Below are 25,622 nucleotides of genomic sequence, written 5' to 3'. Positions count from 1 at the left end.
CTCAACTAAGCGATAAGACGCCGCCGCAACGCCCTATTAGGAATTTCCCATGAGCTTTACTATCAAAGACAAAGTTGCCTTCGTAACTGGTGCTAACCGCGGTATCGGCAAGTCCATTGTTGAGTCGTTCCTGCAGCACGGCGCTAAAAAAGTGTACCTAGCAGTGCGCAACGTGGAATCAACCAAAGAGCTCGAAGCCAAGTTTGGTGACAAAGTTGTGACCATTGCCGCCGATGTTGCCGACACCGATTCCGTCAATCGCGCCGCAGCACAAGCTACCGACGTAGATGTAGTGGTAAACAACGCCGGTGTACTGGGTACAACTACCCCATTAGCGGACGATGTTTTTGATGTACTGGCCCATGAAATGGACATCAACGTATACGGTTTACTTCGTATTGCTCAAGCGTTTGCTGATACGTTGGTTAACAACCAAGGTGCTTTGGTGCAGCTCAACTCAGTGGCATCTATCAAGAACTTCTCACACGTAACCAGCTATGCTGCGTCTAAGTCGGCGTCTTACTCCATCACTCAAGGTTTGCGTGATGAATTAGGCCCTAAAGGCGTTCAAATTGTTAGCGTACACCCTGGCCCGATTGCCACCGACATGGGAAGCAGTGCTGGTTTCACCAATGGAGCTTCTACCAACTCCGTCTCTGAAGGCATTGTTGACGCGTTAGCAAAAGGCAAGTTCCTGCTATTCCCTGACGAAATGGCCAAACAGTTTGAAGGCGCTTACCAGAGCTTCGCCGACAACATCATCTTGGCGGACATCTCCGAGTAATAGACTTAATTGGCCTAATTTGGGCAAAGCATGACGCCTAACCATGCTTTGTCAAAATGCTGATTCGCGTCGTTCCGGCAAAGCGCGTCTAACCGTGCTTTGCTGGAGATGTTGTTACTCATACCGTCGCCCAAATGACGTTATCAGTAACCACATCACCTTGCGGAAACCGTTTCTTTTTTATTGGTCTACCCTCGAGTTAACTCAAAACTGCTTCAGCCATTACATCTACGGAGAGAAATATGCTTAAGTTCTTTTTCAACAAAGCCCCAAACCCTATGAAGATCGCGCTGTTTCTGGAAGAAACGGGGATCCCACACCAAAAAGTGGCCGTTGATACCTTAAAGGGCGAGCAACACTCGGCCGAGTTCTTAGCCATTAACCCTAATGCTAAGGTACCAGCGATAGAGGACAACGGGGTGCGCGTATTCGATTCCAGCGCTATTTTGCTCTATCTGGCCGATAAGCATGGTACCTTGGCTGGTAGCCCTGAGGATCGCGGTGAACTGCTGTCATGGATGATGTTTATCGCCACGGGTATTGGCCCATTTTCAGGCCAATCGGTTCACTTCCGTCACGCTGCACCAGTTGAGCAACCGTACGCCATTAACCGTTACCTACGTGAAGCCCAGCGCCATTACAGCGTGTTAGACAAACACTTAACTGGCCGCAACTTTATTGTCGGTGAATCACTCACCATTGCAGATATTTCAGCATGGGGCTGGATCGATAAAGCCGCCGTCGTACTTGGTGATGAAGGACTAACCCCCTACCCTAACCTGCAGCGTTGGTTTGCCAGTATCGACTCCCGTGAAGCTGTTGCCCGTGCCCGTACCCTAGGCCACGATGTTGAGTTCAAATCAACCGTAGATGATGAAGCCAAGCATGCTCTGTACCCGTCGAACTACTAACTGTAGCGGCCAGATTACTACCACCACAGATAAGCTCGATGAAACATCGGCAACAAGCTGATTAAGGTACAACAGCGTTACGACAAACTGGGGCAATAGATGGGTAAACACGCTCGCTAACCCTATGATAAATCAGCCAGCCTATTTTTAGGCTGACTGATTTTTTACCTATTCAAAAAGGACTTGAATATGACCACCTTGGCATTCGATGTGTATGGCACCTTGATTAACCCTCATGGCGTGGTCAAGGAGTTGCAACTAATGGTTGGCTACAACGCCGAAACGCTATCCGAGCTGTGGCGCAGCAAGCAGCTGGAATATTCGTTTCGACGCGCCGCGATGGGTCTCTATGCTCCTTTCTCCAGCTGTACCCGTGACGCACTGAACTACAGCTGCGACAGTTTGGCTATCGCACTCAGCGCCGCCCAAAAAAAGCACCTGCTTGACGCCTATCAAAGCTTACCGGCATTTACTGATGTTGAACCGGCGCTAGCCGAACTCAAAGCCGCTAACCATCGGTTATTCGCATTCTCGAATGGCGAACCCGAATCACTGCAAAAGCTACTTCAAAGTGCCAATATCGATCACTATTTTGAGGGCACAGTTAGCGCCGATGAGGTGCAAACCTTTAAGCCCTCGCCGGTGATCTACCGGCACTTTTTGCAGCGTGCTGACACAACCGCAGCCCAGACTTGGTTAGTATCAAGCAACCCTTTTGACGTAGTCGGTGCTAAAGCAAGCGGCTGGCAATCAGCGTGGCTACGCCGCTCCAAGCAGATGGTGTTTGATCCATGGCCGCAACAACCAACAGCAATCATCGATTCGTTACAGGGCTTGATGCCATTAGTTCGATAGCGACATTACCGCTTTTCGAAGGTATTGCAGCTGTTTGGGTTGCCACTATTAAAGCCCTGTTTAAACCACTTTACCCGTTGCGCGGATGAGCCGTGGGTGAAGGCTTCTGGTTGCACCGCTCGGCCGGACATCTTCTGTAAGCGATCATCACCAATGGCGCTTGCTGCCTGCAGCCCCTCCTCAATATCACCGTCATCTAAAATCCCCAGCTGCTCCGATACATGGTGGCCCCATACCCCGGAGTAGCAGTCCGCCTGCAACTCCAGCGCGACACTGAGTTTATTGGCTTCAATTTTGCTCACCTGTTGCTGCAGCTGGTGGACCTTGGTGCTAGAACCCTCAAGGTTTTGTACATGGTGTGCAACTTCATGGGCAACCACATAAGCAAAAGCAAAATCCCCAGGCGCACCTAGATTTTTCAACTCATCCATAAAGCTCAAGTCGATGTAGATCTGCTGATCCGCAGGACAATAAAACGGACCAGATTGCGCTTGGCCGACACCGCAACCGGTGTTGGTTACATCGCTATAAAGCACTAAGGTTGGTTCTTTATAGCCTGGCATCAGCTGCGACCACATCGACTCTGTCGTCGCTAATATCGCCGCAACAAAGGCGCTGTTATCATCTTCAACTGCCGCGCCAGTTTGGGAGCTGCTCTCAGTGGCTTGTTGTAGCCCTAGGCCTTGGCCACTAAACTGCTGATAGCCTAGGTATAACGCGCCGATAACCAAGGCTACTTTGCCGAGTTTAGTGCGCATCAACAGTGGCAGAAAACGCATAATAGCCGCAATTGGTAAGCCAGCAGCAGCTGATGAACGTCCACGACGATCATCGATATTGGAGCTACGACGTAAGTTTCGCCAACGCATAATAAGTCCTGTAATCAAACGGAGTATGAGTCTAAGCGTTAAGTGTAGTGGCCATCGTTGTTGTGGCAATATTCCCACTAAGCGCGTAACCCGTACTTCAGGTCAGCTAATGAATCGCAGCCAAACCGAGATTATTGAACACGTATTTGAAACTTTGCAGAACCATTTTGGTTGCTTTGAATGGTGGCTCAACGAAGCCCCATTTGAGGTGATGATGGGCGCGATACTGGTGCAAAACACCAACTGGAACAACGCCGAGAAGGCACTAACCAATCTGGCCGAACACTGTTCGCCCCAAGGCATCGCGGCCTTGCCATTAGAGAAGCTGGCCGAGCGCATACGACCTAGCGGCTACTACAACCAAAAGGCACTCAAGCTTAAGGCGTTAACTCAGTGGTATGAAGGCTATAACTACGACATCGCTTTAGTTAAGCAGGTCGAACAATCGCTACTGCGCCAAGAGTTACTGGCTATTAAGGGCATTGGTGGCGAAACCGCCGATGCCATTTTGGTTTATGCCACCCATAAGCCATCGTTTGTTATTGATGCTTACGCGCGGCGGATCCTCAGCCGCAATGGTGTCAAGGTGCCAAAGAGATACGACGATTTTCAACAGTTAGTTGAACAAGCTATCCCACGCCAAACCGAACTTTACGCCTACTACCATGGCTTAATTGTCGAGCATGGACAGCAGTTTTGCCGCCCTAAGCCCAAGTGCGACGGTTGCCCGTTACTGCCAACATGCTTAGGGCCAGACGTGGCGTCTTAGTTGCACCGTAACTCAGCGAGTTAACACTTAAAGTAAGCCTTGCAAGCTGTTAACTGGTGCGTTGCCAGTACTAAAGCATCGGCTCGACACAGCCATCAACAATCACACACCACCACTACAATGGCAGCGGCTTTGTTAGGCTGTGTACCAACTAAGTGTTGTTCTTTCTAATGCAGTTAAAGCACTGGCTAGGCGAGTCGCGATACAAAGGGTAAAGCACAATCGAAATTGATCTGCTGCCGCATTGGAATAGTCCAGCGAAGCGCTTTAGACTGCGACCTAAGGCAAAGGGGGATGCCAAAGGGGACGAAGCTCCCCCCCCCCTAATGCATACAAAAAATACATACCAAAATGTGCCGTCGCCACCGCGACATCCTCCCCTAAAGCACCGCAATCGGTACAGCCGAAGGCTTAAGATAAACTTCAACAGCTAACTACGACACAGCCCTTTGTTAGCTACCTGTAATCTACCAAGCAAAGGTTTGAATGGCGTTTTGCTTGGTGATCGGGTTATGGGTTATATCTCGTTCGAGCTTCTGCAGGAACGGCTCCCGAATCGCCGGAAACATGCCGCGCATCGGTGAAATATTATTGCCGTGGTCGCCCCAGTAGTAGCAGTCAAAATCGACCAGATTCTCTAGCAGGTATTTCTCCTCTTCGAGGATCTGCAGGGGTGTTGGCAAGGTAAACTCACCTCGACCAATCTCCTGCTCCAGCACTGATCCCGGCTGCACCGCTAACGCCATTGGTGCAATCGCATCAGGTTGCATAATGTTAAGGATACTGGTGGTATTAATCGCGTGCTCAACTGAGCGCTCTTTGCCACCGAGACCAAAGATAAACGATGCCAGTACCTTAATACCCGCCTCTTTTGCCATCGCCATGCCTTCAATCGCATGTTCACGAGTCATCCGCTTTTGGATGCGCTCAAGTACCAGCGGATCACCTGACTCTAAACCGGAATATGCCATATCTAAGCCCGCCGACTTAATCTCCTTAAGCTCGCTGATGCTCTTACGACGGAAGTCATTAAAGCCGGAGTACAATGAGATATTTTGGATCTCAGGAAAGGTAGCCTTAATTTTATCCAAGATTTTGATCAGCATTTCGGTACGGATAGCCATCACGTTGCCGTCAATTAGAAAGATCGAGCGTACCTGCGGATAGTAACGCCGTGCTTGGTCAATATCCGCAAAGATATCTTCCAGCTGACGTACTTTAAAGCGCTTGTCGTCAAACATGGTGCAGAAGGTACATTGACTGTTGCTGCAACCTAACGTGGTCTGAATTAGAACGCTGTCCGCCTCCATCCAGGGACGATAGACTTTGCCTTGATAATGCATATTTTCTCCTCTGCCTGCTTAATCACAGCGGCGCTTAATAACAACTGCGGCAAAGTGTATCGCTCTACCATGCCGATGATAATTGGGCCTAGTAGCGATTCAGTTTTAAAGGAAGATTAATAATCGATATTGCGCTCCAGCCAGCTCAACGTGGGGACTGCACACGCAAAAACGCCACCGACAGAAGCTGTCGGTGGCGCGCTAACATTGCGGTAGGTTAGTTGCTGTAAGGGCTAATGGTACGTTCCAACACTGCCACCAGTGCAGCATTTTTTGCGGCGTTTGACGCGTCAGCATGCGGTGAGCGGAATTGCCCCGCGTCGTTGTCAAAATACTTACCTGACGCGTTAGCAAACTCATCGGCCAATGCGGCACGATAGAGAATATCTGCACCGATCTGCAGATCATTACCCGCCACACCATACGCTTCTTTTACCAGCTTGCTGCCAAGGAATGAGGCTGGGTTAACTGCAATCACAGCTGGGCCTTGATTACCCAGTTTCTGGGCCATATCAACCGACCACATGGTTAGCGCCAACTTGCTTTGGGCATATACCGCGCTATCCGACGAACCCGCGTTGTCACTAACTAGCGCATTTAAATTTACTGGTGCCTGCGCCGCTGAGGACAGGTTAATAATGCGTCCCGTTTGATCCAACAGAGGCAACAAGCGTGTGGTAAGCAAAAATGGCGCGATGGTATTAACCACAAAACGTACATCCAGATTTTCGCTGGTGGTGATCTCAGGCACTTTATAAACACCGGCATTGTTGATTAGCACATCTAGCCTGCCGTACTTAGCCGTGAGCAGATCAGCAAAAGCACTTACCTCAGCCAGACTCGACAGGTCGCAGGCGTGGCTTTCTATAGTGCCGGCACCTGCAAGTTGGCTCAGTTCAGTAACCACTCGCTCAAGCTTGGCCGGGCTTCGGCCATGGATAAGGACGTGGTGCCCTTGCGACACCACCATTTTTGCGGTCTCAAAACCAATTCCATCGGTTGAGCCGGTAATCAGAATTACTTTAGTCATATTGTTTGCTTCACTAAATACGGTTGTTTGAGCCACTGCGAGCGCTGTTAGTCACGGCAATGACGCCTGGAAAAATCGCATCGAATTAGAGCAATGCACTACTGCAAGTGACACTTGCTAAGATAGCCTAGTCCGCACCGACAACGTCAGTTAGAGCAATATTGGATTCAATCATTGCCGTTAACCGTATGGTTATCGCCGCAATTAGCAACAGTTGCGGCAATCACAGCCACAATGTTACATCTACAAAACCGTAGCTTATCGACCTTGATAGACATCAGTTCAGCGCAATTCATTCTAATATTTAATTATGAATATTGAACACCTCAAATTGTTTGTCCGGTTGGCTTCCACCCACAACATTAGCCAAGCAGGACAAGAGCTAGGTCTATCTCCACCGGTAGCCAGCGCTCACATTAGTCGGTTAGAAGAGAGCCTTGGGGCACGCTTGGTACACCGTACTACACGTAAGGTAGCGCTTACCGAAGAGGGCAGTGCATTCCTGCCTCACGCCAAGGCTATCTTGCTGTCTGTTGACGAGGGGCTCGCCTCGGTGGGCTCAGCTTGCTCGTTACCCAAAGGGGTGCTGCGAATTACTGCTCCAGCCTCGTTCGGCCGTATGCACGTCATGCCCGCAATGAAAGGCTTCTTTGCACTCTATCCTGATCTGTCAGTGGATATCTCATTAACGGATTCAATTATTGACCTCGTTGATGGCGGCTTTGATGTGGCTATTCGTAATGCGCAATTGCGCGACTCTAGCCTTATCGCCAAAAAGTTAGCTCATGACAAACGGATCATCTGTGCTTCACCTCAGTATTTGGCTGAACATGGCACACCGCAAACGCCGGATGATTTGCGCCAACACCAGTGTATTAACCAGGCAGGGCTCGAAGGCTGGACCTTCAGCACCGCCGACGAACCAATCAGCATCAAACAAAAGGGCAGCATTCGTGTTAACCATGGTGAAGCGGTACGCGACCTCTGTGTTGATGGTGTGGGCATAGCCATGTGTGCCACATGGATAGCCTACCAACACATTCAACGAGGTGAACTAGTGCCAATACTGCAGGATTACCCATTACAGGATGATGCCGCAGTATGGGCAGTGTACCCAAGCTCGCGCCTGTTAGCCCCAAAGGTGCGGGTGTTTATTGATTACCTAGCGCAATACTACAGCGCCCCAACGTATTGGGATGTTGTGAATTGACCCTTGAATAAAAACAATTTTATCTAAAGAATAATAATCACTGACAACAGTTAGAATCTTCTTATAACCAATGTGACTTAAAATTGGGTTACGAGCGAAAATAATCACCCCTACTTACTCGAAAAAACTTACCGCCAAATTGTATTTTTTTTGAGCTCAGCTGAAATACGGTTAAAAATCAAATATGGCAACAACTAAAAAGATCAAATCGGCTTAATCGAATTATGCAATAACGCTCATTTTACTATGATGTGCTCAGTGGTTTAATTTGATGAAACCATAGATAAATAGACTATGTGATCCAACGCAAACTAATACCGTTTAGATATGCCCAAAATAATTCACAAGATATATTTACCAAAATAACTCAAGGGTGTTCTATGATTAAAAAAACGTTTGTTGCTGCAGCACTGCTAGCTGCAATATCACCTTCTATATTTGCAGCTGGTTTTGCCCCAGCACCTGCTGCAGGACAACTAGGTGCAGTTATCGTTAACCCATACAGTAACTCACCATTAACTGCATTGATTGACCTTGGCGGAAAAAAAATTGACTCTGCTAAAGTAATCGTACATGGCAAGGGAAAAAATGGCGTAGATATTAAATATGATGTTAGCCGAAAGATCATACTGCGTCACGACGGCATTCCAGTATTTGGCCTCTATGCCGATCATAAAAACAAAGTTACGATTTCTTACGAATTAGATGGTGAAAAAACATCAGAGAATTATGATGTAATCACTTCTGCTATAACCAACAATTATATCGATAACCGCAACGTTACCGCCTTACAAGAAACCCAAGTTAAAACCGTAGCGAAAGGTTTTGAAGATCGTCTGTACTTTATTAACTCCAACGATACCCCTCAAATGGGTTCGGACCTTCATTGGGCAGGTCCTAAAAGTGCTTCTGCGCATATTTTAGATCCTTCACCATCTGCCGGTTCAATGACTTTCGATCAACCGCCAATGAACTTTATTATCGATACTCAAGGTGAATATCGCTGGTGGATGAATCAAGATGCGGTATATGACGGTTTTGACATCGATGTAAATAACCGTGGCATCATGATGGGCTTCGAGCCAGATAATAAAGGTAACTTCACGTTCCTATTGGGACAAAAGTGGGGTTATATGGATTTGATGGGTAAATTTACCACCTTCCGTTTACCGCGTGGTTACATTGATGCTTCTCATGAAACCACAACCATGCCAAACGGTAACGTACTTATTCGTGCCGCCAAAAGTCACTACTTAAATAAAGCGGGCGAAAAAGTTCATACTGTTCGTGACCACATCATTGAAGTAGATCAACAAGGCAACCTAGTTGACGTTTGGGCATTGCCTGAAATACTCAATCCATTCCGTGACAACCTTTTGGTTGGTTTGGATATGGGGGCGGTTTGTTTGAATGTTGACGCGGATCATCAAGGTCAAAGCACCGAAGAGTTCAAAGTTGATGCGCCTTACGGTGACGTTGTAGGTGTTGGTGCAGGCCGTAACTGGGCTCACGTAAATTCCATTGATTACAATGCAGAAGACGACAGCATCGTATTGTCATTACGTCACCAAGGCATCGTTAAAATTGGTCGAGACAAAAAAGTCGATTGGATCCTTGCACCTGATTTAGGGTGGGGCGATCTGTCAGACAAAGTACTGACTCCGGTAGACAGCAAAGGCCGTAAACTAAACTGTGACGGCGCCGCCTGTGACGGTACTGATTTCGACTGGACCTACACTCAACACACCGCTTGGTGGTCAGACAAAGGGACATTAACCGTATTTGATAACGGTGATGGCCGTGGTTACACCCAGCCAGCAATGCCAACCATGAAGTACTCTCGTTTCGTTGAATACAAGATTGATGAAGACAAAGGCACTGTTGAACAGACTTGGGAGTACGGTAAAGAGCGCGGCTACGACTGGTACAGCCCGATTACCTCCAACGTCGAGTACATGTCTGATCGCAACACCATGTTTGGTTTTGGCGGCTCAATCCACCTGTTCGAACCTGGTGCCCGCTCAATCGGTAAGATCAATGAAATTGATTACGATACCAAAGAAGTCAAAGTAGAAATTGATGTGCTTTCAGCCAAGAAGAATGCGCCTCACTATCGTGCTTTGCTAGTGAAACCGAACAAAATGTTTAATGTGAAATAATTGATATAGGGGTGGCATTGCCACCCTTTTTTTTGTTATTTATGCTGCGACTCAAACTTTGTTCACTAGAAACGCTGTAATCTCAGCTTCACGGTCCATAAAAGATAATGACACATGATCAAAGCACTACTTAACTTAGCTATCATCGATTTACATCTAATAAGTAGTTTAGTTAAACATGGGAATAGCAGTGTTGCTGGCCTAGATCTAGGATTAAGTCAATCAAGTGTCAGCTATCGCTTAAAAAAGTTAAGAGTTACTTTTTCTGATGAGCTATTCACAAGAACCACTAACGGCTTAGTCCCAACAGAATACTGCCGACAATTGGAACGAATTGGGGCAAACATTGTTAATCAAGTCGAGTCTGATCTATACCATGCGGGAGACTTCAACCCACTAGCGATAAAAAAAGAGATATGGCTTAGCATTGACGATTCAAACTTAGATTGGATCCCTGAAATTTATCAAGAGCTAAAATCGGTAGCGCCATACTGTACGCTATGTGTGCGCCCATGGAATCCGCAATCGTTTAATGAGATAAAAAATGGAACCATGAATTTTGGTATTCATGTCATTCCCGCCAACAGTTCAGAATTGTTTAGTGTTGACTTAACTTATTGCAACCGTGCCCTTGTAGTGCGCGAAGGGCATTACTTGTCTAATCAACATCGCCCTGTGTCACTATCTGACCTAACTCAGTTTCCAGTAATCCTTCATGATTTAGCGGGTTGGAATAACTTTGGTCAATCGACGATTGAAACAGCAATGTCGAAAGCAAAGTTACCATTTAAATTTGATGCCAAGATTGGCGTAATTGGCGGCATACTTAATATAATTAAGAATAGTAACGCCATTGCTTATGTGGCTACAAACTCTATTCCTGAGGATATCAATGGCTTAAATATAATTTCGGCGCCGAAAGAGCTAGATGAAACTCATGTGTCGTACAAAATGTATATCCCATCGAATCGATATGGTTCTCAAGAAAGCACCTGGATGATTGAATTTTTATCTTCATCTTTTAAAAGGTTCAGCGACAAAAAACAGCAAATTAAAGACAAAGCTCTGTCTACTGCTACCACTTTTGGGTAATAACCATATTTAAGATCAAATTAAAATTCACAACAACAAAATTCGTAACCAATTACCAATAGACAGCTAACATAACAAGCATATTTAATGACGCATTAAAATTTAGGTTGGCGATATTTAATTTTATGTTTATATAATTGATATTTTAATATCAATCGCAATTAATACAGTCCGACAATTAACGTCTTCCCAATGTGATAGCCATAACAACTTTAAATTAAAATTTGTCATACCTTCCATTTAACCCTTTAAATAAAATGGAATATAAAAATGAAATACAACAAGGTAGTCTCTTTAGTACTTGCTGTTATGGCAGTTGGTCAAGCTCAATCAGAAACATTAAAAGTAGATAACAATATATCTATCGGTTACCGCTTTGAAGTGGGTGATGATTCTGATAAATCCAATCTATTTGATCGCTCCTTAATTCAGATTCAACACCGCTCTTTCTACGACTGGGGCGAGGTAATGGCGAAGTACCGTATTGAAAACCTTGGCCATACAGAAGATACGACACCTAATGGCGCCGAGGCTTGGACCAATAACAAATTTTTTGGACAGCTTTATTACAATTTGGGTTCAAAAAACACTCAGTTATGGTTTGACGTGTTCACCAACTCTAATGACTATATTTGGGAAACCGATGTCGTACTAGGTGTCGCACAAAAAATTAAGCTCGGCAAACTTAATGCAAAAGTAGCTGCTGGCATTGAATATGCTCAAGGCCACAATAGCGTGACTGGTAAACGTGAAGAGGCTATGAATGGGGTGGCGACGCGAATCAGCCTTGGTTACCCTATTAGCCCATCAATCGTACTGTTCTCTTTATACGATGCACGTTGGGGACGAGAGTTAGATATCCAGAGCCTCTATGGTCGCGATAGTGAAGATGGATTTTTAGCAGTTGCCGGCCTGCAATACCGTTTCGCTGACAACTTAGATGCCACAATTAGCTACCAACACGAGCATGATTGGGGCGGCTACAACGAAAACGGAAACAACGTCGACATCACGTTTGGCTACCATTTTTGATTTAAACACTGGTTAATTAGCAATAAAAAGTCCGAGCCTTGATGGGCTCGGATTTGATTCCTGTACGTTAGCGCAAGACTATTCCTTTAGTGTTATTAACACTAAAGGAATGTTCGCCGCACTAAGTCGGTATCGCCATATTCGCGCAAGGTGCAAATTTTGCCATCACGAATAACAATCAAGAAGTGATACTTATTATGATACACCTTGCCATTGGTCATCTTGGCGTATCCCTCCATCTCAACCGCAACGCGCTCCCCCTGCACCGTCCACTCTTTCATTGTGAGTGCTAAACCGTCCTCAGACAGATCACGCACCGACTGCATCAATGAAAGAATCCCAGAAACATCCATTTCACCTGAGAGCGGCAAGCCACCTTGCTCCCCCATGGCACACCAGTTGGCGTCCTCATGAAGCAGTGCCGCAGCACCATTGAGATCGGTCGCAGCAAAACACTGCCAGAACTGCGTGACCAGTTGCTGGTTAGTGTTCATTAGTTCACGTCCTGAATGTTCACAACCAACTGTTCCCAGTTTTTCTGGTTTTCTAGAGTGTACTGAGCACCTTCGTCATCAGCCCACTTAAAGCGTTTAACCGCAGGAGTGTGGCTAGTGGCCTGATACAACCAGTAAGCCTCGGCTTTGAGTGCGTCCACAATTGGCTGATCAATTGATTCATACACCATCTTCTTAGTGGCATTAATTGAATGAGCCGGCCACTTAGCGATACGATTCGCTAAGTTTTCAACGTATGGGCCAATCTCATCAGGCTCCATTGCCTTATTGATGGTGCCGTACGCTTCGGCTTCATCGGCGTCAAAGTCACGGGCACTTAAGCAGATCTCCAACGCCCGCCCCAAGCCAGCTTGGCGCGCCATACGTGAAGCACCGCCGCCACAAGGCAGGATCCCCATCGCTACTTCCATCTGCATCATCTTGTATTTCCCACGAGCGGCAAAACGCATATCCAGCGCTAATGCAAACTCATGGCCGCCGCCACGGGCCATGCCTTCAAGCTTGGCAATAGTTGCCTGCGGTACTTTGCTCATGCGTTCGCATACGGCTTGCAGGTCTAATACTTGCGCTTCATTACGCGCAATAGCTTCAGTTGGCATCTCTTTCAACAGATCGGTGTCGTAGTGGCATACCCAAATATCAGGGTTGGCAGACTGGAACACCACAACCTTTACATCGCGGTCATTCTCTAAGCGGAAAGCCAGCGCATTAAGATCCGCAAGCATCTGTTGCCCTTGAACGTTGACTGGTGGGAAGTCGAAGGTAACCCACGCTACGCCCCCCTTTACTTCAACCTTAAATGTCTGAAAGTTTTCGTAATACATAAATACCAACCCTTGCATATAGTGTTAGAAAGCAGATAGACCAGCTATACAACGACACCACACCTTAGCTGATGATGAGAACTGTCTAGGGACTCACTGTTCGAAGTGTACCGTTCAGCCTCACCAATGATAATTAGCCAGAGAGACGATTCTGTTTTAAAGGAAGCTTAATAATCGATGCGCCGCAGCACTGTTGTGATTGTAATGGTCAACCAATTCCGGACACTGCTTTAAACCGATTTTCGGCAGTTACTGGCGACATCCTCCCCTAAAGCACCGAAATCGGTACAGCCAAAGGTTTGATATAAACCTCAACGCTTAACTACGACACAGCCTTTGCTTTCGGGTTGCGCATAATCCAGATCCTTAGATGAACTGGAGCTATCACTATGATAATTCGCCTTTACTGTCGCCAATCGGCCTGGAACTGCCAGTCACAGTTGGGGGGGTATCTAAACTCAATGAGAGATAGTTCTTGCAAGCAAAGGGGGCTGCTCTAGAGTCACCCAACAAACCGACCGGTTGGTTTGCCCATGTAAGTGAGTGCCATGAACAAGAAGCAGCACATCGTTCAAACAGCTATCGAACTGTTTGCAACACAAGGTTATGAGAAGACATCCATCGCCACTATTTGCGAGCATGCAAAGGTGTCAAAGGGCGCAGTGTTCCATCATTTCAAAAATAAGGATGAGTTGCTCCGCGAGGTGTTCATCCGTATGGCTGAGATCATCAACGAGGTTGGCGACAATATTGAGGGAATAAATGAGGGCCAGCCCCCGAAAGAGCGCTTGGTGAATTTGCTAGAGCATATCTTTTTATCGATGAGTTCCGCCGAGCAAAAGTTGTATTACCAATTCGACTTCCAAGTATTGTCTCAATCCTCTATGCGGATAATTTTGAAAGACTTACTCGACGAGCGATACCAGCTAATGATGGACTCTTTCCAATCAATTTTGTCTGACGTTCCTTCGGCGAATAGCGTAGTAGATAGCCATATGTTAATCGCCGAAATTGACGGTATCGCCCTGAATTACTTGTTCGCCGAGGATGACTATCCACTGGACGAAATCAAAGAGCGCTTCATCAACAAGTACCTGTTGTTGCTAGGTCTCTAACAGCAAGCCTCACCACAGGCCGCGGTAAATACAAAATCCATAACTAGGAGTTTTCCCAATGAAAACACCCCACCAAATTCAATTCGAGACCTTTGTAGCCGCAGGCGGCCTCTATGATGAACGGCACGCTAAATTGTATGCCAATTTCGCTGACGATCTGATCGAAGACGGTAGTTTTTCTATCGTATTTGAGGGAGTAGCACACGCCTGTTACACCCCAATAACCGTGGACGCAGCACCTCATCTCAAGTGCTATATCTTGGCCCCATTAGCGGTGCTTCCGGCGTACCAACAACAAGGGTACGCCACAAGGCTCATGGAAGAAGCTGAGCAGCAACTGGACGCTGATGTGATCTTCGTGATGGGCGAACCTTTCCACTACGGAAATCGCTACAACACCCCTCACAAGGTTCTGCCTCCCGTTAGAACCCAAGCTCCACTGGAGTGCTGGTTTGCTCGAGAGTTAACCAAAGGGGCACTTGACGGTGTGGGCAAATCCACCTCCAGCATTACCGGTCCTTACGCCGCCCCCTAATGTGGGGCACCCGAGCGAACAAGTGTAAATCTGAAGTTTTATAGCTGGCTATTACACAGAAAACTCGCTGATATCCGTCAGCGGTTTTTATCGTTCGCTGGAATTTACACTTAAAACGACCATTCCCAGCCAAGCGCCAACAGTTTGCAAGATCCAACTTAACCAGTTATCGATTACTTATTTTTATTAAGTTTTAAATAATTGCCAAAAAAAGCCAAAACCTGAGGATTGATCTCAGCCATTAGCCGTTCGAGATCGCGAATGCAGATAGTACGGTAGCCTTTTTTCAAAATGCCGCGCTGCTCTAGATCTTTAATGTAATCAGCACAGTACTTAGGGCTGACGCCGCTGATAAGGCTAATTTCATCCATGGTAAGGTTGAAACAATAGCCCTCCATTGAGACACACAAGACCATTAGCCGCAATGCGATGTTTTCTCTCTTTTTAAGTAGCGACCGCATCAACGCCATATCCCTACTGGCGTAAAGATACTCAGACGAACGCTGCATTACATAACGCATCAACCCTTCGTATTTGGCGGTTTCTTTATAGATCATTGAGCTTGAGATAACACTAATTTCAGCATCTATAAGGCACTGATAGGTTGTACTTTTTCTCTCAAATTCATTCAGTTCACTAGGTAATGTGATGGTGATGAAGCCAGGGGTCCAAAGCAGCGAGCTCGCCGTATGGTCGTCGGAAACCTGAAGCATATCAACAAGGCAACCGGAGCGAACGTACAATAGCATTGCATCTTCAACACTCGCGTGGAACAACTCGCCTTTCTTAAGCGATATTGAGTAGCTGGACTTAACCAAAGACTCGGCGACTTCAGATTTTATACCTGAACCAATCAGCTCCATTGATAAGCTGACGGTACGTAGAAGTGACACTATTGGATCTCCAACTTATTATCTTTTATCGCTGGCTATTAAAGGCTCTGGTGAAATTCTATTAAAGGGGCACGTCTGCCGACACACGCCACAGCCAATGCATTTACTGTCATCAACTGTTGGAAATAAATCATCATCCAGTGTAACGGCTTTGGTGGGGCAGCAGTGAGCACACATAGCGCAACTGGTACCTAACTCATTCTGACAACGTGCAAAGTTAGGTCTAAAGCCGGTATCCGCAGCATAGCTAGCCTTACTTAACGCGGCAGTTGTACAAGCAAGCAGACACTGGTCACAGCCATTACAAGCCCCATAGTCGAGGTTTAGCTGAGCTCGGCCATCAACCACTTCAATCACACATTGCTGACACGCTTGCTGGCATAGGCCACAGCCGTCACACCGCTGCAGAAAAAGGGCTTCCGGCGCCGCATGCGGTGGTCGTATCGCCTGACGAGGCAACTTCTCATCGACCACTTGAGCCCTCTCAGCCCCGCGCAGCAACCCTCGCAGCAGCCCGCGCCGGCTTACTTGATGGCATTCAAGGTAAGCACGGTAATAGCGGGAGTTATGGTCGCTCATTATCGGTACAATTTGCGCTTGGCAACGGTAAGCTGCATCTCTTCAACAAACTCAACGAGCCATTGGTTAGTTAGAGTAGCCAACGTTTGGTAAGTCTGGCTTTGCGCGTGCTGTTTAGCCAACTCGAGGTAACGGAAACCCCAAGGCAACAGGTGTTGCTCAAAGGCTTCTTTAATCACGTATTGAGTAGCGCCGTTCTCGACCAATTTAGCCACCGCAAGAAGCATAAGCCCAAATTGATCTTCTGGTTCACGCATGCCTGTGTCCAGCTCAATACCAGACTCTTTGAGAAACGCTCGGTATTCAAGCAGCGAGTCACCAAAGATAACCTCTTGCTTGTCCAAATAGACCGAGCCCCAAGGTGGTGCCGACATAACACCAGCGCCTTCAAATAAGTTTAGAAAATCTTGATTTAGCTGCTCCGGTTCTTCGCTCTTAATAAGGTTAAGCAGCGGAGCCAGTTCCGTCTTCATAACATCGACATCGGCTCTTAGTGCCTGTACCAGAGCGTGGTTATGTTGATGATTAATTGGGTAGTAAAACAAGCTTCCAAGGATTTTGCTAATCGCGCCTAGGTTATCCATGTTATCTCTCTTAGATAATAGGCAGGCAGCAAGCTGCCCGCCGTGGTCGTAATCGGGTCGATTAAACCTTCATTGGCTTCACTTCATGGGTGTTAATTTGAACTCCCTTGGTGCTGCCTACAGGTTGACTATGTTTACCTAAACCTAACACTAAGTTCGGTTTAGTCTTGCTTGCGCTAGGCAGTGGTGCTATCTCAGCAACACTGCCGTGCTTAGCACGCAACAACTCGATCTCGCCAAACTCAAGCGCCCGCAAAGGACAAGCCTCAACACAGATAGGTTGTTGGCCAGCAGCTAAACGCTCGAAACAGCCATCACACTTGCTCATCTTTCGCTTGGACTTATCGTACTGTGGTGCACCATAAGGACAGTTTTTGGCACAGCGACGACAGCCAATACAGTCGTCCTGATTTACAACGACAAGGCCATCTTGTTTGCGCTTGTGCATTGCGCCTGTTGGGCATTTAGCCACACAAACTGGTTTGTCACAGTGGTTACAGGAGATAGAGGCATAGTACGCAAAAACATCTTGGCGGAAGCCATTACCGTCTTGCTTCCACTGCCCACCGGTGTACTCATAAACACGGCGAAAATTACGTTTAACATCTAGATCTTTGTAGTCTTTACACGATAACTGACAAGTCTTACAACCGGTGCACTTAGCGGTATTTAGGTAGAAACCATATTGAGCCATTTTTTACCTCTTATGCCTGCAGTGCCTGCACTTCAACTAGGTTGGTGTGCTGTGGATTACTCTTAGCTAGCGGACTTGGTCGCTGGCTCGTTAGGGTATTGATACAAGCGCCTTGATCGACCTTGGATCCATCGGGTGCGTACCACGCTCCCTGACTAAGAGCGACGGTACCTGGCATGATGCGAGGGGTGACCTTAGCCTCAATGTGGATCTCACCACGGCCATTAAAGATGCGAATGCGATCGCCGTTTTCTACACCTCGAGAGTGGGCATCTAAAGGGTTCATCCATAGCGTGTCGCGAGCAGCCCCTTTAAGTACGTCTACGCTGCCGTATGTAGAGTGGGTACGTGACTTAAAATGGAAACCAACCAGCTGTAATGGATATTCTTTACGCAGCGGGTCATCGTAGCCTTCCGCGTGGGACACATGTACTGGCAGTGGATGGATAACATCCCCCTCAGTTAGCTCCCAGCTTTGCGCGATATTTGCTAGGCGCTCAGAGTAGATCTCAATCTTGCCTGATGGAGTACCCAATGGGTTGTTTATTGGGTCCTTACGGAAATCCTTGTAGGCAACGAAATGCTCTTTTACTGGGCGTTTGTAGATCCCCTGCTGGCGCATAGTTTCAAAGTCCGGCAACATAGGATCGTTGGCCCGAGTCAACTGGTACAGGTGGCGGAGCCAGCCCTCTTGAGTGCGACCTTCAGTAAACTCCTGCTCAACACCAAGGCGCTTAGCCAGATCAGAACAAATTTGGTAAATACCACGAGACTCAAACTGCGGCTCGATCGCTTTATCAGCAAAGATAAAGTACGGCATGTTGGCCGCTTTGCCATCCATCGCGAAATCGGACTGCTCGGCAATGGTTAGATCCGGTAGCACAATGTCTGCGTATTTAGCTGAAGAAGTCATGTGATTATCGATCACCACGATCATCTCACAGTCTTTTTCGTTCTTAAGAATAGCGTCAGTGCGGTTGATGTCTGAGTGCTGATTGATCAAGCAGTTGCCTGCGTAATTCCAGATAAACTTGATTGGTACGTCCAGCTTATCTTTACCACGAACACCATCTTTAGTTGCCGTCATCTGCGTACCGCGCGCAATTGCATCGGTCCACATAAAGTGTGATATGGCGGTCTCCACTGGATTGGTTAAGGCAGGAAAACGTACAAATGGGATCGACGAGTCAGATTCGCGCGCCCCAGTACCGCCTCCGTTAATGCCAACATTACCCGTTAGGATGGCTAGCATAGCTACCGCACGCGAAGCGATTTCACCGTTTGCGGTTCGCTGAAGGCCCCAACCTTGTAAAATGGCACACGGCTTAGTAGTACCGATTTGTTTCGCTAGATCTTTAATTACGTCTGCGGGAATACCACAGATGGGCTCAGCCCACAGTGGAGTTTTGGCAGTATTATCTTCACCTTTGCCAAGGATGTAGGACTTGTAATCACTATTCTTAGGCGCACTAGCTGGCAAGCTCTTGGCATCATAGCCAACACAGTATTTATCCAGGAATGGCTGGTCGACCCAGTCATTGCAGATCATCTCATAGGCGATAGCGCTAATAAGCGCGGTATCAGTACCCGGACGCAATGGCACCCACTGATCGTTTCGACCAGCAACGGTGTCATTGTGGCGCGGATCGATCATGATCACCTTGGCGTCAGAACGATTTACGCTCTCAACGTAATGATGGACTAAGCCGCCACCAGACATCCGAGTTTCCGCTGGGTTGTTGCCAAATTGGACAACCAGTTTCGCGTTAACGAGATCAGAGAAAGAGTTGCCGTAACCCCAACCACCGCCGTAGGTGTAATCGAGACCTTGGGTGATCTGGCCAGTAGAGTAGTCCCCATAATGGTTAAGGTAACCGCCATTAAGGTTCATTAGCCGAGCTATGAGTGACCGTCCTTGAGGCCAAGATTTAGTTACGGTGCCCCCAAGAGTGCCGGTACCATAGTTTAAGTAGATTGCTTCGTTACCATAATCCTTACGAATGCGAGCTAGACTTGCCACAATCTCGTCGTAAGCTTCATCCCAGCTGATGCGCTTGAACTTGCCTTCACCCCGTGCGCCGATGCGCTTTAATGGGTACTTCAACCTGTCTGGGTTATAGATACGACGACGTAATGACCGGCCACGTAAGCAAGCTCGTACCTGGACGTCTTGCTTGTCATAATCATCTTCGCCGGTGTTATCGGTTTCGACGAATATAATCTCACCATCTTTTACGTGCATACGCAAAGGGCAACGGCTACCACAGTTTACGGTACAAGCACTCCAAACCACTTGCTTGTCAGCCGCCGTAGTGTCGTTCTTTTCTGCTGCTCGACTAAAAAACGGCAGACTGACGCCACCAGCTAGAGCTGCCAGACTACCAGCTGCGCTGGATAGCTTTATAAAGCCACGGCGTGTCAAAGAGTTAGTTGTCATTTTCATTCCTTACAATATCGCCTGACGGCAATATGGTTACGGTTTGCTTCAAAGCTGAGCTTCAATAATCAAATGTAATTTTGAGGCGCTGATGATGACAAAATAACGGAATTCAAAAACTGCACTTTCGGGGGATTCGTCCAGCTCTTGCTAACGCTTTTGAGAGAAAGCAATTACGCCCAAATTAGCATGACTAAATTCCTCTGCATGAGGTTTAGAAAAGATATCGACGCTCCTCACAATATCGCCGTAAACCTTGTCTAGCTGCAGGTTTATGTAATTAAACCTTGAACACAACAAAGCAGCCAACCCGACGATTAGCCCCGAGTCAAAAAGCGATAAGTCGCCACTGATGGCCGCTTAGCCTCTACTTTTAACTGCGATTAAAAAAGCTTTGCCACAGTTAAGTATTGAGGTTTACATCAAGTCTTCAGCTCTACCAATTGCAGTACTCTTAAGGGGGGGATGTCGCGATGGCGGCACATTCTTGTATGCATTAGGAGGGAGCTTCGTCCCCTTTGGAGTCCGCCTTTGCCTTATCGCAATCCAAAATGTAGTGTTCCATCATTTCAAAAATAAGGATGAGTTGCTCCGCGAGGTGTTCATCCGTATGGCTGAGATCATCAACGAGGTTGGCGACAATATTGAGGGAATAAATGAGGGCCAGCCCCCGAAAGAGCGCTTGGTGAATTTGCTAGAGCATATCTTTTTATCGATGAGTTCCGCCGAGCAAAAGTTGTATTACCAATTCGACTTCCAAGTATTGTCTCAATCCTCTATGCGGATAATTTTGAAAGACTTACTCGACGAGCGATACCAGCTAATGATGGACTCTTTCCAATCAATTTTGTCTGACGTTCCTTCGGCGAATAGCGTAGTAGATAGCCATATGTTAATCGCCGAAATTGACGGTATCGCCCTGAATTACTTGTTCGCCGAGGATGACTATCCACTGGACGAAATCAAAGAGCGCTTCATCAACAAGTACCTGTTGTTGCTAGGTCTCTAACAGCAAGCCTCACCACAGGCCGCGATAAATACAAAATACATAACTAGGAGTTTTCCCAATGAAAACACCCCACCAAATTCAATTCGAGACCTTTGCAGCCGCAGGCGGTCTCTATGATGAACGGCACGCTAAATTGTATGCCAATTTCGCTGACGATCTGATCGAAGACGGTAGTTTTTCTATCGTATTTGAGGGAGTAGCACACGCCTGTTACACCCCAATAACCGTGGACGCAGCACCTCATCTCAAGTGCTATATCTTGGCCCCATTAGCGGTGCTTCCGGCGTACCAACAACAAGGGTACGCCACAAGGCTCATGGAAGAAGCTGAGCAGCAACTGGACGCTGATGTGATCTTCGTGATGGGCGAACCTTTCCACTACGGAAATCGCTACAACACCCCTCACAAGGTTCTGCCTCCCGTTAGAACCCAAGCTCCACTGGAGTGCTGGTTTGCTCGAGAGTTAACCAAAGGGGCACTTGACGGTGTGGGCAAATCCACCTCCAGCATTACCGGTCCTTACGCCGCCCCCCTAATGTGGGGGCACCCGAGCGAACAAGTGTAAATCTGAAGTTTTATAGCTGGCTATTACACAGAAAACTCGCTGATATCCGTCAGCGGTTTTTATCGTTCGCTGGAATTTACACTTAAAACGACCATTCCCAGCCAAGCGCCAACAGTTTGCAAGATCCAACTTAACCAGTTATCGATTACTTATTTTTATTAAGTTTTAAATAATTGCCAAAAAAAGCCAAAACCTGAGGATTGATCTCAGCCATTAGCCGTTCGAGATCGCGAATGCAGATAGTACGGTAGCCTTTTTTCAAAATGCCGCGCTGCTCTAGATCTTTAATGTAATCAGCACAGTACTTAGGGCTGACGCCGCTGATAAGGCTAATTTCATCCATGGTAAGGTTGAAACAATAGCCCTCCATTGAGACACACAAGACCATTAGCCGCAATGCGATGTTTTCTCTCTTTTTAAGTAGCGACCGCATCAACGCCATATCCCTACTGGCGTAAAGATACTCAGACGAACGCTGCATTACATAACGCATCAGCCCTTCGTATTTGGCGGTTTCTTTATAGATCATTGAGCTTGAGATAACACTAATTTCAGCATCTATAAGGCACTGATAGGTTGTACTTTTTCTCTCAAATTCATTCAGTTCACTAGGTAATGTGATGGTGATGAAGCCAGAGAGCGAAAACGGTAAGACAGCAAGCCTCAGCTTTGTTTCAATCCACGCGCCCGCAGGGGGCGCGACGTGACATAAGGGGATGCTTGGTAATTGATTATAGTTTCAATCCACGCGCCCGCAGGGGGCGCGACACAAGATCCATACGAACGACAAGCAATCGAAAGTGTTTCAATCCACGCGCCCGCAGGGGGCGCGACATATCGTCAAGGGTCGCGTTGTTTTTCGTGACTTGCGTTTCAATCCACGCGCCCGCAGGGGGCGCGACAAATATCGACCGAAGGAGAAGTTAATATTTTCAAGTTTCAATCCACGCGCCCGCAGGGGGCGCGACCACCGCTAGCGACTGCGCCGACAAGCGAAGCGTCGTTTCAATCCACGCGCCCGCAGGGGGCGCGACATTAAGCGTAGTTGTGAGTTTGTTAAATGGGCTGCTGTTTCAATCCACGCGCCCGCAGGGGGCGCGACATTAAGCGTAGTTGTGAGTTTGTTAAATGGGCTGCTGTTTCAATCCACGCGCCCGCAGGGGGCGCGACAACTTTGACTGGACTTAAATATATATTTTTTTAGTTTCAATCCACGCGCCCGCAGGGGGCGCGACCCAAAAACCCGCGTTAAATGCGAGGGCAGAACTTGTTTCAATCCACGCGCCCGCAGGGGGCGCGACAGTTTTAGCCTTCGTTAAGGCTAATGGCTTTAAAGTTTCAATCCACGCGCCCGCAGGGGGCGCGACCGTTTGATGGATAGCCTTCGCTGTCAGTCACGTGTTTCAATCCACGCGCCCGCAGGGGGCGCGACATTTTTAGTGCCGCTTGACCGATGCTCATTAATGTTTCAATCCACGCGCCCGCAGGGGGCGCGACCGACGTTAGATTGGATTTCGATGCTGCGAATTCTGTTTCAATCCACGCGCCCGCAGGGGGCGCGACCTTGACCACAGTTTCGCTCGCGAGCGCGTGTTCATGTTTCAATCCACGCGCCCGCAGGGGGCGCGACATCAAGCGCTTCGGTTTCAACAGCCTGCAAACCAAGTTTCAATCCACGCGCCCGCAGGGGGCGCGACAGCCTTATCGTAAAGGCCCATCCAGCCTAACGAAATTTGGCCAGTTTTGCTAACCCCAAAGCACAATGTGATCAATAACAAAACGAGGCGCAGAAATAATAATAAAAACAATAAAAATCATATATTTATCATTTAGCTAACCAAGCGGAATTTTGATGAGAACAATCGGTTAGCGCTCAGAGCAGAAGGGTATCTTGGAAAATGTCGAGGGCGGGCTTGGCACCATGGTGCGCCACTTTATCACGCCAATGTTTACCCAGTTTATAAAATCGAATGCTGTCGACCGCGGGATCCATTGTTTCAAGCAATTTGGCTTTGAATAGCGGCCAGTGTTGGTAATCGATGTCGCACTCAAATACCGAATATTGCACCCGGGTACCGTAATCCAAGCAGATCTTAGCTAATCGGCGCAGTCGCTGAGCACCATTGCCATCCTCAAATGACACATCGTAAGTGACTAATACCATCATAATTCGCTTTCCTTAGCGCATACAAAATGGGGGATAACTGGCCAGATCTCCTCGGATATGGCGGGACAACAGCATCGCTTGCAGATGTGGTAATAAGCCGATTTCAACCTGCTCATCCAAGAACGGATGATTGATCGTCTCAAGCTTGCGTGACTGATAGGCTTGAAGCACCGTTTTACGCGCCTCATCACTCATGCTGACCGCGCCGGATACATCGGTTATAAAATCCTTTGGCTTAACCTGTTTACGGTTCACTAAGGTCAGTACCAAGCGATCAATTACGTAGGCGCGAAACTCTTCAAGCAAATCCTGCGCCAAACTGTCCCGGCCAGGCCGCTCAGTATGTAGCCAACCGACTTGCGGATCTAACCCTACCCCTTGCAAGGCGCCACTGAGCTCTTTACCCCAAATGGCATAAAGGAACGACAGCATTGCGTTAATGGGATCTTTAGGCGGACGACGATTACGGCCATTAAACTCAAACTTTGGGTTGGTGATCAGCTGACCAAACACGGAGAAGTAGTGCTTGGCCCCTTCCCCTTCATAACCACGCACCGAGTCAATGGAACGCTGTACCGGTAACGACTCAATGATCTGCTTCAGCCTCGCACTGGCTTGTTTGACTTCAGTAACAGCGCCATGGTTACGCAGGTGGCGTTGCAACACTGCTCGAGAGGATTGCAATTTAGCCCCCACCAAACCTTTTACAAACGTCAGTTGCTGTTCATCTGAAAATTGGTATTGAGCGCGTCTAAGTAACACATTGCCGTGCTGCTGGCCCACCACACGAGCTTGAAATCGACCGAACTGATCAAAAAAGGCTAACCCAGTGCCCCGCTCGCCGCAAAAGCCCATCACCTGTGGCGACACCAAGACGTTACCAAAACAAAAAATGGCACCAATCGAGTGAATTGGCACCTGCAGCAGCTTATGCTTTTTGCCCTCGATGCGTTGCTCCACCAACAACGTCTCACGTTGCTTATGCAGATAAGCCCCGTCCTTGGTGATGTAAAGGCAGTTTTGCAGTTGTTTCATTCAAACTCCGTTTGGAATAGCCCACTCACGTACTGCACAGAGCGATCGGTTTGCAGCAATTTGGGATTGCATTGGTCCATCAGCGAACAAGCTTTACAACGCTTGTCGAACTCCGCCTTGGGGGTAACGCCACGGTCAAACAGCGTTATCACGTCGGCAATCACGGCCAAAGTTTGCCCACGCAGTTCCTCATCAAATAATACAGCCTCACGATGCCGAGTCTGCCAGTACCAAAGTGCCCCATCATTCACCTGGGTCGATAACATCTCTTCTAGGCACAGCGCCTGAGCACACAGTTGCACCCTGTCCCAGTTACCCACTTTAGGTTTGCCTCGCTTATATTCCACCGGAGTCAGTTTGGCGGTTGCTAACTCATGCTCTAGCAAATCGAGCTTGCCACTGAGTCGTAGCGATGGCGCGCTTACTTGCACGCCCCGTTCAAAACGCACCCCACGTCGAGTTTCTGGTTCGCCGCTGTCAACCCGCTGGTGCAGTAGGTTGCCTTGCGCAGTCAGGTAGTTCTCGACCCACAATTGCTCATTGTGAATGAGCGCACACTGGCGCGGGCAAAACGCGTAATGCTGCAGGGCCGAGAGTGGGACCAGCCGTGGCATGA

Annotated in this window: 26 protein-coding genes and 1 CRISPR repeat array; of the genes, 12 read left to right on the top strand and 14 right to left on the bottom strand. The window is 47.7% G+C overall.

Going from position 1 to position 25,622, the window contains the following annotated elements:
- Positions 1–49: 49 nt before the first annotated feature.
- The 3 genes from HER31_RS02165 to HER31_RS02155 all read left to right on the top strand — a co-directional run bounded on the left by HER31_RS02165 (position 50) and on the right by HER31_RS02155 (position 2,550).
- Entirely contained in the window at positions 50–784 is a 735-nt protein-coding gene (locus HER31_RS02165; protein WP_168659067.1) for an SDR family oxidoreductase, read from the top strand.
- A 242-nt stretch (positions 785–1,026) separates the two neighbouring features.
- Positions 1,027–1,695: a glutathione S-transferase family protein gene (locus tag HER31_RS02160; protein WP_168659066.1), complete on the top strand. Its 669-nt coding sequence runs from the start codon at positions 1,027–1,029 to the stop codon at positions 1,693–1,695.
- A gap of 189 nt (positions 1,696–1,884) precedes the next feature.
- A complete protein-coding gene (locus HER31_RS02155) occupies positions 1,885–2,550 on the top strand; it encodes a haloacid dehalogenase type II (RefSeq protein WP_168659065.1) in 666 nt (221 codons plus the stop codon).
- 5 nt (positions 2,551–2,555) lie between these two features.
- Here the strand turns inward: HER31_RS02155 and ypfJ are convergent, their stop codons facing one another.
- Positions 2,556–3,419: a KPN_02809 family neutral zinc metallopeptidase gene (ypfJ, locus tag HER31_RS02150; protein WP_168659064.1), complete on the bottom strand. Its 864-nt coding sequence runs from the start codon at positions 3,417–3,419 to the stop codon at positions 2,556–2,558.
- 25 nt (positions 3,420–3,444) lie between these two features.
- Here ypfJ and HER31_RS02145 point away from each other — a divergent pair, with 25 nt between their 5' ends.
- Positions 3,445–4,188, top strand: a complete 744-nt coding sequence (locus HER31_RS02145; RefSeq protein ID WP_202983593.1) for an endonuclease III domain-containing protein — start codon at positions 3,445–3,447, stop codon at positions 4,186–4,188.
- 467 nt (positions 4,189–4,655) lie between these two features.
- Here the strand turns inward: HER31_RS02145 and HER31_RS02140 are convergent, their stop codons facing one another.
- Positions 4,656–5,531, bottom strand: a complete 876-nt coding sequence (locus HER31_RS02140; protein WP_168659063.1) for a radical SAM protein — start codon at positions 5,529–5,531, stop codon at positions 4,656–4,658.
- Between the two features lie 217 nt (positions 5,532–5,748).
- A complete protein-coding gene (locus HER31_RS02135) occupies positions 5,749–6,561 on the bottom strand; it encodes an SDR family NAD(P)-dependent oxidoreductase (RefSeq protein WP_168659062.1) in 813 nt (270 codons plus the stop codon).
- Positions 6,562–6,871: 310 nt separating this feature from the next.
- Between HER31_RS02135 and HER31_RS02130 the strand changes: the two genes are divergently transcribed.
- The 4 genes from HER31_RS02130 to HER31_RS02115 all read left to right on the top strand — a co-directional run bounded on the left by HER31_RS02130 (position 6,872) and on the right by HER31_RS02115 (position 12,054).
- Positions 6,872–7,771 carry a LysR family transcriptional regulator gene (locus tag HER31_RS02130; RefSeq protein ID WP_168659061.1) on the top strand — a complete coding sequence of 300 codons (900 nt, stop codon included), beginning with the start codon at positions 6,872–6,874 and terminating at the stop codon, positions 7,769–7,771.
- A gap of 380 nt (positions 7,772–8,151) precedes the next feature.
- Positions 8,152–9,930, top strand: coding sequence for an aryl-sulfate sulfotransferase (locus tag HER31_RS02125; RefSeq protein ID WP_202983592.1), 1,779 nt, complete (start codon positions 8,152–8,154; stop codon positions 9,928–9,930).
- A gap of 114 nt (positions 9,931–10,044) precedes the next feature.
- Positions 10,045–11,022 (top strand): LysR family transcriptional regulator, encoded by a 978-nt coding sequence (locus HER31_RS02120; RefSeq protein ID WP_168659060.1) that lies wholly within the window; start codon positions 10,045–10,047, stop codon positions 11,020–11,022.
- Between the two features lie 270 nt (positions 11,023–11,292).
- Complete coding sequence (locus HER31_RS02115) at positions 11,293–12,054, top strand: outer membrane beta-barrel protein (RefSeq protein ID WP_168659059.1); 762 nt, start codon at positions 11,293–11,295, stop codon at positions 12,052–12,054.
- A gap of 101 nt (positions 12,055–12,155) precedes the next feature.
- On the opposite strand, the gene HER31_RS02110 is transcribed toward HER31_RS02115, so the two are convergent.
- A complete protein-coding gene (locus HER31_RS02110; RefSeq protein ID WP_168659058.1) occupies positions 12,156–12,548 on the bottom strand; it encodes a nuclear transport factor 2 family protein in 393 nt (130 codons plus the stop codon).
- Positions 12,548–13,393: an enoyl-CoA hydratase/isomerase family protein gene (locus HER31_RS02105; protein ID WP_168659057.1), complete on the bottom strand. Its 846-nt coding sequence runs from the start codon at positions 13,391–13,393 to the stop codon at positions 12,548–12,550. The genes HER31_RS02110 and HER31_RS02105 overlap by 1 nt, the downstream gene beginning before the upstream one ends.
- A 548-nt stretch (positions 13,394–13,941) precedes the next feature.
- On the opposite strand from HER31_RS02105, the gene HER31_RS02100 reads away from it, so the two are divergent.
- Together HER31_RS02100 and HER31_RS02095 are read left to right on the top strand one after the other, a co-directional pair.
- Entirely contained in the window at positions 13,942–14,508 is a 567-nt protein-coding gene (locus HER31_RS02100) for a TetR/AcrR family transcriptional regulator (RefSeq protein WP_168659056.1), read from the top strand.
- A 58-nt stretch (positions 14,509–14,566) separates the two neighbouring features.
- Positions 14,567–15,043 carry a GNAT family N-acetyltransferase gene (locus tag HER31_RS02095; protein WP_168659055.1) on the top strand — a complete coding sequence of 159 codons (477 nt, stop codon included), beginning with the start codon at positions 14,567–14,569 and terminating at the stop codon, positions 15,041–15,043.
- Between the two features lie 173 nt (positions 15,044–15,216).
- Here the strand turns inward: HER31_RS02095 and HER31_RS02090 are convergent, their stop codons facing one another.
- From HER31_RS02090 to HER31_RS02070, 5 genes are all read right to left on the bottom strand, one after another.
- Positions 15,217–15,936, bottom strand: a complete 720-nt coding sequence (locus HER31_RS02090; RefSeq protein WP_168659054.1) for a Crp/Fnr family transcriptional regulator — start codon at positions 15,934–15,936, stop codon at positions 15,217–15,219.
- An 18-nt stretch (positions 15,937–15,954) separates the two neighbouring features.
- Positions 15,955–16,113, bottom strand: coding sequence for a 4Fe-4S binding protein (locus HER31_RS18955; RefSeq protein ID WP_420811013.1), 159 nt, complete (start codon positions 16,111–16,113; stop codon positions 15,955–15,957).
- A 401-nt stretch (positions 16,114–16,514) separates the two neighbouring features.
- A complete protein-coding gene (dmsD, locus tag HER31_RS02080) occupies positions 16,515–17,099 on the bottom strand; it encodes a Tat proofreading chaperone DmsD (RefSeq protein WP_168659052.1) in 585 nt (194 codons plus the stop codon).
- A 61-nt stretch (positions 17,100–17,160) separates the two neighbouring features.
- Positions 17,161–17,793, bottom strand: coding sequence for a DMSO/selenate family reductase complex B subunit (locus tag HER31_RS02075; protein WP_168659051.1), 633 nt, complete (start codon positions 17,791–17,793; stop codon positions 17,161–17,163).
- A gap of 10 nt (positions 17,794–17,803) precedes the next feature.
- Positions 17,804–20,230: a DMSO/selenate family reductase complex A subunit gene (locus HER31_RS02070; protein WP_202983591.1), complete on the bottom strand. Its 2,427-nt coding sequence runs from the start codon at positions 20,228–20,230 to the stop codon at positions 17,804–17,806.
- A 610-nt stretch (positions 20,231–20,840) separates the two neighbouring features.
- Between HER31_RS02070 and HER31_RS02065 the strand changes: the two genes are divergently transcribed.
- Entirely contained in the window at positions 20,841–21,239 is a 399-nt protein-coding gene (locus tag HER31_RS02065) for a hypothetical protein (protein WP_202983590.1), read from the top strand.
- 58 nt (positions 21,240–21,297) lie between these two features.
- Positions 21,298–21,804, top strand: coding sequence for a GNAT family N-acetyltransferase (locus tag HER31_RS02060; RefSeq protein ID WP_168659049.1), 507 nt, complete (start codon positions 21,298–21,300; stop codon positions 21,802–21,804).
- A 145-nt stretch (positions 21,805–21,949) separates the two neighbouring features.
- On the opposite strand, the gene HER31_RS02055 is transcribed toward HER31_RS02060, so the two are convergent.
- The 4 genes from HER31_RS02055 to cas4 all read right to left on the bottom strand — a co-directional run bounded on the left by HER31_RS02055 (position 21,950) and on the right by cas4 (position 25,620).
- Complete coding sequence (locus tag HER31_RS02055; RefSeq protein ID WP_168659048.1) at positions 21,950–22,333, bottom strand: helix-turn-helix domain-containing protein; 384 nt, start codon at positions 22,331–22,333, stop codon at positions 21,950–21,952.
- Between the two features lie 142 nt (positions 22,334–22,475).
- A CRISPR array of direct repeats spans positions 22,476–23,501; the repeat unit is 32 nt; unit sequence GTTTCAATCCACGCGCCCGCAGGGGGCGCGAC.
- 176 nt (positions 23,502–23,677) lie between these two features.
- Positions 23,678–23,971, bottom strand: a complete 294-nt coding sequence (gene cas2 / locus HER31_RS02050) for a CRISPR-associated endonuclease Cas2 (RefSeq protein WP_168659047.1) — start codon at positions 23,969–23,971, stop codon at positions 23,678–23,680.
- Positions 23,972–23,983: 12 nt separating this feature from the next.
- Entirely contained in the window at positions 23,984–25,006 is a 1,023-nt protein-coding gene (gene cas1c / locus HER31_RS02045) for a type I-C CRISPR-associated endonuclease Cas1c (RefSeq protein WP_168659046.1), read from the bottom strand.
- Entirely contained in the window at positions 25,003–25,620 is a 618-nt protein-coding gene (cas4, locus tag HER31_RS02040; RefSeq protein ID WP_168659045.1) for a CRISPR-associated protein Cas4, read from the bottom strand. Before cas4 ends, cas1c begins: the two co-directional genes overlap by 4 nt.
- Positions 25,621–25,622 lie beyond the last annotated feature (2 nt).

This window comes from Ferrimonas lipolytica, from assembly GCF_012295575.1.
Taxonomy (GTDB): domain Bacteria; phylum Pseudomonadota; class Gammaproteobacteria; order Enterobacterales; family Shewanellaceae; genus Ferrimonas; species Ferrimonas lipolytica.
This window is presented reverse-complemented; position numbering and strand designations above follow the sequence as displayed.

Bases quoted from the DNA above. Each gene is read 5' to 3' on its own strand.
- HER31_RS02165 (WP_168659067.1), top strand. From the start codon at position 50: ATGAGCTTTACTATCAAAGACAAAGTTGCCTTCGTAACTGGTGCTAAC.
- HER31_RS02160 (WP_168659066.1), top strand. From the start codon at position 1,027: ATGCTTAAGTTCTTTTTCAACAAAGCCCCAAACCCTATGAAGATCGCG.
- HER31_RS02155 (WP_168659065.1), top strand. From the start codon at position 1,885: ATGACCACCTTGGCATTCGATGTGTATGGCACCTTGATTAACCCTCAT.
- ypfJ (WP_168659064.1), bottom strand. From the start codon at position 3,419: ATGCGTTGGCGAAACTTACGTCGTAGCTCCAATATCGATGATCGTCGT.
- HER31_RS02145 (WP_202983593.1), top strand. From the start codon at position 3,445: ATGAGTCTAAGCGTTAAGTGTAGTGGCCATCGTTGTTGTGGCAATATT.
- HER31_RS02140 (WP_168659063.1), bottom strand. From the start codon at position 5,531: ATGCATTATCAAGGCAAAGTCTATCGTCCCTGGATGGAGGCGGACAGC.
- HER31_RS02135 (WP_168659062.1), bottom strand. From the start codon at position 6,561: ATGACTAAAGTAATTCTGATTACCGGCTCAACCGATGGAATTGGTTTT.
- HER31_RS02130 (WP_168659061.1), top strand. From the start codon at position 6,872: ATGAATATTGAACACCTCAAATTGTTTGTCCGGTTGGCTTCCACCCAC.
- HER31_RS02125 (WP_202983592.1), top strand. From the start codon at position 8,152: ATGATTAAAAAAACGTTTGTTGCTGCAGCACTGCTAGCTGCAATATCA.
- HER31_RS02120 (WP_168659060.1), top strand. From the start codon at position 10,045: ATGATCAAAGCACTACTTAACTTAGCTATCATCGATTTACATCTAATA.
- HER31_RS02115 (WP_168659059.1), top strand. From the start codon at position 11,293: ATGAAATACAACAAGGTAGTCTCTTTAGTACTTGCTGTTATGGCAGTT.
- HER31_RS02110 (WP_168659058.1), bottom strand. From the start codon at position 12,548: ATGAACACTAACCAGCAACTGGTCACGCAGTTCTGGCAGTGTTTTGCT.
- HER31_RS02105 (WP_168659057.1), bottom strand. From the start codon at position 13,393: ATGTATTACGAAAACTTTCAGACATTTAAGGTTGAAGTAAAGGGGGGC.
- HER31_RS02100 (WP_168659056.1), top strand. From the start codon at position 13,942: ATGAACAAGAAGCAGCACATCGTTCAAACAGCTATCGAACTGTTTGCA.
- HER31_RS02095 (WP_168659055.1), top strand. From the start codon at position 14,567: ATGAAAACACCCCACCAAATTCAATTCGAGACCTTTGTAGCCGCAGGC.
- HER31_RS18955 (WP_420811013.1), bottom strand. From the start codon at position 16,113: ATGTGTGCTCACTGCTGCCCCACCAAAGCCGTTACACTGGATGATGAT.
- dmsD (WP_168659052.1), bottom strand. From the start codon at position 17,099: ATGGATAACCTAGGCGCGATTAGCAAAATCCTTGGAAGCTTGTTTTAC.
- HER31_RS02075 (WP_168659051.1), bottom strand. From the start codon at position 17,793: ATGGCTCAATATGGTTTCTACCTAAATACCGCTAAGTGCACCGGTTGT.
- HER31_RS02070 (WP_202983591.1), bottom strand. From the start codon at position 20,230: ATGACAACTAACTCTTTGACACGCCGTGGCTTTATAAAGCTATCCAGC.
- HER31_RS02065 (WP_202983590.1), top strand. From the start codon at position 20,841: ATGGCTGAGATCATCAACGAGGTTGGCGACAATATTGAGGGAATAAAT.
- HER31_RS02060 (WP_168659049.1), top strand. From the start codon at position 21,298: ATGAAAACACCCCACCAAATTCAATTCGAGACCTTTGCAGCCGCAGGC.
- HER31_RS02055 (WP_168659048.1), bottom strand. From the start codon at position 22,333: ATGATCTATAAAGAAACCGCCAAATACGAAGGGCTGATGCGTTATGTA.
- cas2 (WP_168659047.1), bottom strand. From the start codon at position 23,971: ATGATGGTATTAGTCACTTACGATGTGTCATTTGAGGATGGCAATGGT.
- cas1c (WP_168659046.1), bottom strand. From the start codon at position 25,006: ATGAAACAACTGCAAAACTGCCTTTACATCACCAAGGACGGGGCTTAT.
- cas4 (WP_168659045.1), bottom strand. From the start codon at position 25,620: ATGCCACGGCTGGTCCCACTCTCGGCCCTGCAGCATTACGCGTTTTGC.